The sequence below is a fragment of the Pseudomonas sp. DC3200b2 genome (assembly GCF_049895785.1).
GTDB classification, from domain to species: Bacteria; Pseudomonadota; Gammaproteobacteria; order Pseudomonadales; family Pseudomonadaceae; genus Aquipseudomonas; species Aquipseudomonas massiliensis.
This window is the reverse complement of record NZ_JAFCTA010000014.1, coordinates 1-5,731: the sequence shown is the minus strand read 5'-3', so window position 1 is coordinate 5,731 and position 5,731 is coordinate 1. Positions and strand designations below refer to the sequence as shown.

The following is a 5,731-nucleotide window of genomic DNA, read 5'->3' as shown; positions in this document are numbered from 1 at the left end:
GTCCATACCTGCCGTTCTCCTTACGGCCAATCGCGGTCATTTACATGCGAGATACCCATTCAAGCTGCTGGTCGCAGGCGGGCCGTTGATTGAGGGAATTCTTCGTCGAGTGATGGGCCCAACCAAAATCCATCAAGCGTTGTGCAGGGGAGGATCAGTGCTGCGCAAGCGGGGAGGGTTTTACACTGAACCTGCCTTCAATGCGTAGCCCGCCCGTGGCGGTCTCGCGTCGCCATGTAGCGTAGAGCGAATTGAGCGTGCAACGTGGCGTCGATTGTAATGTCCTCAGGACTTGCTCGCATCATGAGTCGGCCGGCCGTGGTTTTGGCAGCATTGAGCGCAATTGCCGGAGTTCCGCGTCTTTGGCTTCCAACGCAGCCTCCAGCATGATGATACGATTGAGCAACTGGTTGATCACGTTTCGCAGCTCGGCCTTGCCGCTCGTGCTTTGTGGTTTAGCCTTCGGCGGCTTCGGAGCTTCATCGAACAAAGCGAGAAGTTTGGAGCATCGATAGGCCGTCGCTCGACTGACCCCCGCCTCGCGCGCAACATTGGTTATGCTCAGCTTGCCATTCGTCGCGGTGCCTTTGCCGTCGCGCAAGCGGTTATAGGCGTCAAGCAGCGCGACGGTGGCTTGCGATTTCCGGGGAGGGTTCGCTTTCGTCGTCATCGTTCGACCTGTTCCAGCAACTGCCTGTAAATATCGATCTGTGCCTCAATGGCGTGTTTCTGGATCGGGCTGATGTTCTTGCCATTTTTCATGGTCTCGGCATCTGCGATGCATGATTGCAGAGCCAGCACATGCCGCCTCGCCACCACGCTGTTCGGACAACGAGCAGGCTGGCACCTCGTAAATGCCGGCTGCGCCTCAGCTCCTTTCACCTTCAAGCAGAGGGCGTGGTCGGCATAGAAGAAGCAGTCGTTGATATAACCCGGATGAAGCGTGACGGCGGTGTTCGAGAGCATTTTTGCGCGGCGCCGATCATCAACGACCGTGCCGGGCAGATCTCCGATCTTGTTTCTGATGCTTGTAAATTCGGCGACGAGTTTCGATCGCATGGGGCCGCCTGGATTGATCCCTGCCTTCCAGTCCTCGTACATCTCGACGATATCGCTGAGCTGAGCGAGGCGACGTTCCTCTTCGATCTCCGAACGGAAGCCGGATTGGGAAGTGCCCGCATAGCCTTCGAACATCATGGCGCTCGCGTGCCCATATTGTATCATGCCCGCGATCACGCCGAAGGGCTGACTGGCGATGTACCATGCAAGGGTGCGGCGGAGCTGACGCGTGCGCCACCGCCAGGGTTCATCACCCTCGTCCGGGATATGATAAAGTGCCAGTATGCGGTCGGCTTCGGCGGGCGCCGCCGCTGCCATTTCTTCGGCGAGCCGGCGACACTCTTTGGCAAAGTAATTCAGGTATACGGTCGATTGATGCGCCGTAAGCTGGACATTGCCCACCCCCCGAATCAAGGCCGGTTTGAACAGGGGCTCATCATCTCGCGGCGCTTCCGTTCGATCGGCGCTGTTGTGTAGATAGTCCTGCAACCGTATTGCTGCCAATACGGCCCTGGCAACAGGCTCTATCACGGTCCAGCGATGTTCAGCGCCGTCGACGTTTTTACGGGTTTTGAAGATTCTTCCGACGAGTTCGTAGCCCTTAACCTTCCCATGTTCGTCGCGCATGAGTCTGAGGCAACCACGCTTGAGCGCGGCCGCTTCCTCGCCGCGCATTCCTGATAATAGGCCGATTACGAGATAGCACGCGGCTATCGCCGGTATGAAGGTATAACGGCTGCTGAAGCTGGGAAGATGCGACCGCCACGCAATGTTTGTTCCTGGCATGCTGGCCCAACCACTGCTTGCGCCTGGGCGCTCGGTTCCGAGTTGCGAGATTGCCTTCTCGAGCATAGCTGAGCGTGCCTTCAGCACTGCCACGCCGAGGCCGCTGGCCTTGCAGATTTCTGGCCACGCGGGTCGACCATCTTGGGTCGCCGGTACTCCAGAGCCCGATGCTTCAAGCGCATCCAAATAAGCGCGCAGGCGCTGGTCGCTTAGTTTCGGTGACACTCTCTGCCGACGCGCGGCGATGTTGATGCCAGCTATACGATGTCGGGCGATAAGATCGTCGATCCCATGATGGACGTAGAACATGGCCCACCGCAACGCCGGCGCGCTAATGGCTTCCGGTATTCGCGGTGTGACATTTTCTCGGCCACCCCGGTATCCCGCGATCCTAGTCGCTGAACGGTTACCCCAAGGAGCTATCTCGATTCCCCGGAACGACAGGGAGGGCGTATAGAGCGCAAGTCGCCGTACGCAGAGGATCTTGTAGACAAGAGTTGCCGGTGCGAGGTGCCGCTTCGCGGACAGCCACTGATCCAGCCAAGGCTGATCGATCTCGTGGAGTCGAAGTCCGGCTTCCCGCACTTCTTGTAGAAAATGCCGGATTATATTGCCGACCTGCATCAGCGAACCAGGTTTCAGGACGCCGAGGCGGCCGCGCACATTGTCTCGGGAGTCGTAGTTTAAAGACAGGAACAGGTATTCTCGTATGAGCTCCCGCTCATCAGCATCGGCGATCCGACCGAAGCAGATACAGGCTTCATGGGCCTTTGTCGGCCGCGCGATGGCACATTCGAGCAGCCACTTATCGTCCCCGACCAGAGAGATATTCTGCTGCTCACGGCCACTCACGACCATCTGGGGCGGAATCACCAATGCCGAACGGTCAATCCGCCAAGATGCTTCGGCACGTTCCAGAACCCGACGCATGTTCAGCCCCGCTGAAGATGTGGCGGCAGCGCTGGCGCCACAGCGGCATTTTCCGCCGTGGACCGAGCCTGTTCGATATCGCCAGCGTCGAACACGGGGAGTATCTGTACCATAATTCGATTATGGTCGGCGCTGTAGCGCTCGTGCCACTCCGCTTCCGTCATGACGGCGCGCCGTTCAGCTAGCCATGTCAGATAGGTCAGCAATGCAGGCAGTTTTCGTGCGGTGAACACTGCATTCGAGCAATGGAGGCAGCCGGTGAACGCGGTGGCGCAGGAGCCGTTGTCGTTCCGCCCAAGAGGGCTCGACCAAAAGCCGGAACACATGCCAAGGAACGTATCGGCATCGCCTGAGACCAACGACGCGACCGCGCCTGCGTCGAGCTTTTGGTTTCCGATCGAGAGGCCGGATGCGAGCGCGCTGACTTCCTCCTTCGGTGGCAGGACCAACGGCATCATCGCCATGTCGAACAGTTGACCTTCAGCGACCGCTACCGAGCGTGCATGCTCTTCTCGAAGCCCGTCCACCGCGGCATAATGCCGAGCGGCAACTGGCTTCGAGTGATCGCTCGCGAAGCGCCGAAGGTGGCCTGTGTGGCGCAAGTAATTGTCCCGCTTCACCGTCTTCCTTAGCCGGGCGGGAACGATCTTGGTTATCGGCTTGCCCGCTTCGTCGACGAGCCCAAGGCTCCTGATCGCGGCATAGAAGTTGTGGGTAGAAAGGCTGAACCGCCGCCAGCTCGGCAGTCCGGCTGCAACGAAGCCCACCCACAGGTAATCCGCATTCGGGTCCCCTCGATCGGCCATTCGCTCGGCGGCGGGTCGGGATAGTTCGAGGGCAAGGCGAACGAGTCCGCCGGGCGTATTAATTCCACCATCACGCACGCGTTCGCGCTTGATCTTCGCGCGGGGGCCGCCTCGTCCCTTTGTGTATTCAATGGAGACGTACCCTCTCGCGGGGTTCTTCAGGCAGTCGCGCCGCAGGGTCCGCAGGCATTCTATCGGCATTTCGACCCGGAGCGCGATGGCGATGATGAAGCAGATCGCATCAGGCAGGGTCAGAACGAGAAGATCGCTGGCCGCGGCGATGGCAACCTTGCGATATTTGAACATGTCGAACTCGCTTCGAGCGGGGCGCGTGCCGTCGGCGACCCTCAGGAACACATTCTCAAAGCGGCTCCTCTCCGGCTTGTTTCGCAAAGCTTCGATCTGCTCGCGGCCCGACAAGATCCTTTCGCGTGTAGCTACCACGCTGCGATCAGCGGCGTCTTTCAGGACGCGAGCGACGAACGGTGTCAACGGTTCGCGGGGCCGTAATGCCGTTCCGTTGTGCCGGCTCGTGAAGTTGATCCGCGCCTTCAGATCCGGACGAAGCAGATCAGGGTTTCGTTCGTCTATCGCGCGAAGGCCGTGAACAAGGCAACGGAACCGGGAGTATTGACCCCGAACGTCGCAGGCATCGATGTCAGCGGCCGTGATCACGCGAAGCCCCCCGTTGAGGCGCCCGCTGGAGGACAGATGTTTCCCGAGCGGGATCCAGCTCTGTCGATACTGTTCGACACTCGGGACGGCCAGGCCGGCGAACAGCTCGTTCATCATCGGCCCAAGGTACAAGGCAAGATCGCGACCCAGGCCTTCGTTCCCCACCTCGTGCAGCAACCAGGTCATTTCGCGCCCGACACCGTCACGATGATGATAGGCTACGATCGCGTCGGCTCGCGGCTCCTCATCCTGCTGCGGAGGTAAATCGCGGAACGAGAGGCGAGGGCGACCCACTGCTAGAAGAAGCCCATCAGACGAGAGTCCAGCGCCTCGGCCGCCTGATCTACGATTTCGAAGGCTTCATCGAGGTAGGTGAGATATTTTTCAGTGGTCAGGACGCTGGCGTGACCCAGCCATCGCTGGACCCGGCGCAAGGGGTCGCTGACAACCTTCATGTAGATTTCCTCGGTTCGATCCGGGACAGATCGATCGTCGAGCCTCATCACTTCCGCTTTGACGAGGTGTGTAAGCCAGTAGACGGCAAAGGTATGCCGGAGGGTATGGGGCGATACGTGTAGGTCCCAGCCCATGTCCTCCGACAACTTCTTGCTGGTACGCCGGAATATCGACTGCCATGCCGCGGGGGTGAGGGCTTGGCCGTCCTGCGCCAGCCACAATGCTGCCGGCTGCGCACTTTCCAATGGTGCGCCCGATCCGGGCAGCAATAGGAGGTTGCGTCGTTCGTCGATGCGCAGAGTCGCCAGTGATCGAGGGCGCCGCTCGCCCTTGATCAAAACGCGTTGCCCGCCTGCAAGCGTGCCGATGAGCGGCTGCCGCATGGTCCGGACCCCACCCGCGCGTCGCCAGCGATTGACCAACTGGCTCCGCTCCTCGCGAATATAAGCGTCGATGAAGTTACTGGCTACCCGCCTCGGGAACGGCACTGATCGAGGTTTGCGCCCTTTGGTGATTCTGGCGGGCAGGTCGATCATGGTGCTGCGACAGCCGTGAAAGACGCGGGCGTTCGTCGTCGGAAGCTCACCGATCAGAAGGCTTGCGCCTTCTTCGAGCCTAACCCCTGTCGTCACAAGCAGCTCGGCGAACGCGGCATCGCGCATCGGATTCCGCCGGTGAGTGATGCCGTTCGCGTAACCCCCACCGAGCAGGCCTTGGTCTCGGAACAGAACGTAATCCTCGAGCGGGATCATGCGGATCGTATCTTCGGCAACCGCGCCATCACGGCGGAATCTGGTTTTCGGCGCAACTGATATCAGTCCTGCGTCCTCGCTGGCGGCCCATTGATAGAACCGCGTTAGCGCCGCAGAGGTGCGCTTCCAAGACGATCCCGATAGTCGGAGCTCGCCCGGCCCTTCGAGCCGAAGGCTGCGATATTTCCCTACGTCGGCACTCGATGCGTCGAGTAACGACTTTGAACGCGCATCCCGCAGGTAACGGGCAAAGACCTGAAGATCTCG

Annotated in this window: 4 protein-coding genes; all 4 read right to left on the bottom strand. The window is 60.1% G+C overall.

The window, feature by feature from the left end; genetic code table 11:
- Positions 1-301 precede the first annotated feature (301 nt).
- Positions 302-670, bottom strand: coding sequence for a hypothetical protein (locus ACP691_RS21555; RefSeq protein ID WP_010409068.1), 369 nt, complete (start codon positions 668-670; stop codon positions 302-304).
- A complete protein-coding gene (locus ACP691_RS21550; protein ID WP_048939652.1) occupies positions 667-2,775 on the bottom strand; it encodes a hypothetical protein in 2,109 nt (702 codons plus the stop codon). Before ACP691_RS21550 ends, ACP691_RS21555 begins: the two co-directional genes overlap by 4 nt.
- A 2-nt stretch (positions 2,776-2,777) precedes the next feature.
- Positions 2,778-4,442 carry a hypothetical protein gene (locus tag ACP691_RS21545; protein WP_048939653.1) on the bottom strand — a complete coding sequence of 555 codons (1,665 nt, stop codon included), beginning with the start codon at positions 4,440-4,442 and terminating at the stop codon, positions 2,778-2,780.
- A 110-nt stretch (positions 4,443-4,552) separates the two neighbouring features.
- Positions 4,553-5,731 (bottom strand): tyrosine-type recombinase/integrase (locus ACP691_RS21540; RefSeq protein WP_426199777.1); only part of this gene is annotated, 1,179 nt, incomplete at its 5' end.

What these genes read in the sequence shown, in the direction of transcription:
- ACP691_RS21555 (WP_010409068.1), bottom strand. Translation starts at nt 670, where the DNA reads ATGACGACGAAAGCGAACCCTCCCCGGAAATCGCAAGCCACCGTCGCG.
- ACP691_RS21550 (WP_048939652.1), bottom strand. Translation starts at nt 2,775, where the DNA reads ATGCGTCGGGTTCTGGAACGTGCCGAAGCATCTTGGCGGATTGACCGT.
- ACP691_RS21545 (WP_048939653.1), bottom strand. Translation starts at nt 4,442, where the DNA reads ATGACCTGGTTGCTGCACGAGGTGGGGAACGAAGGCCTGGGTCGCGAT.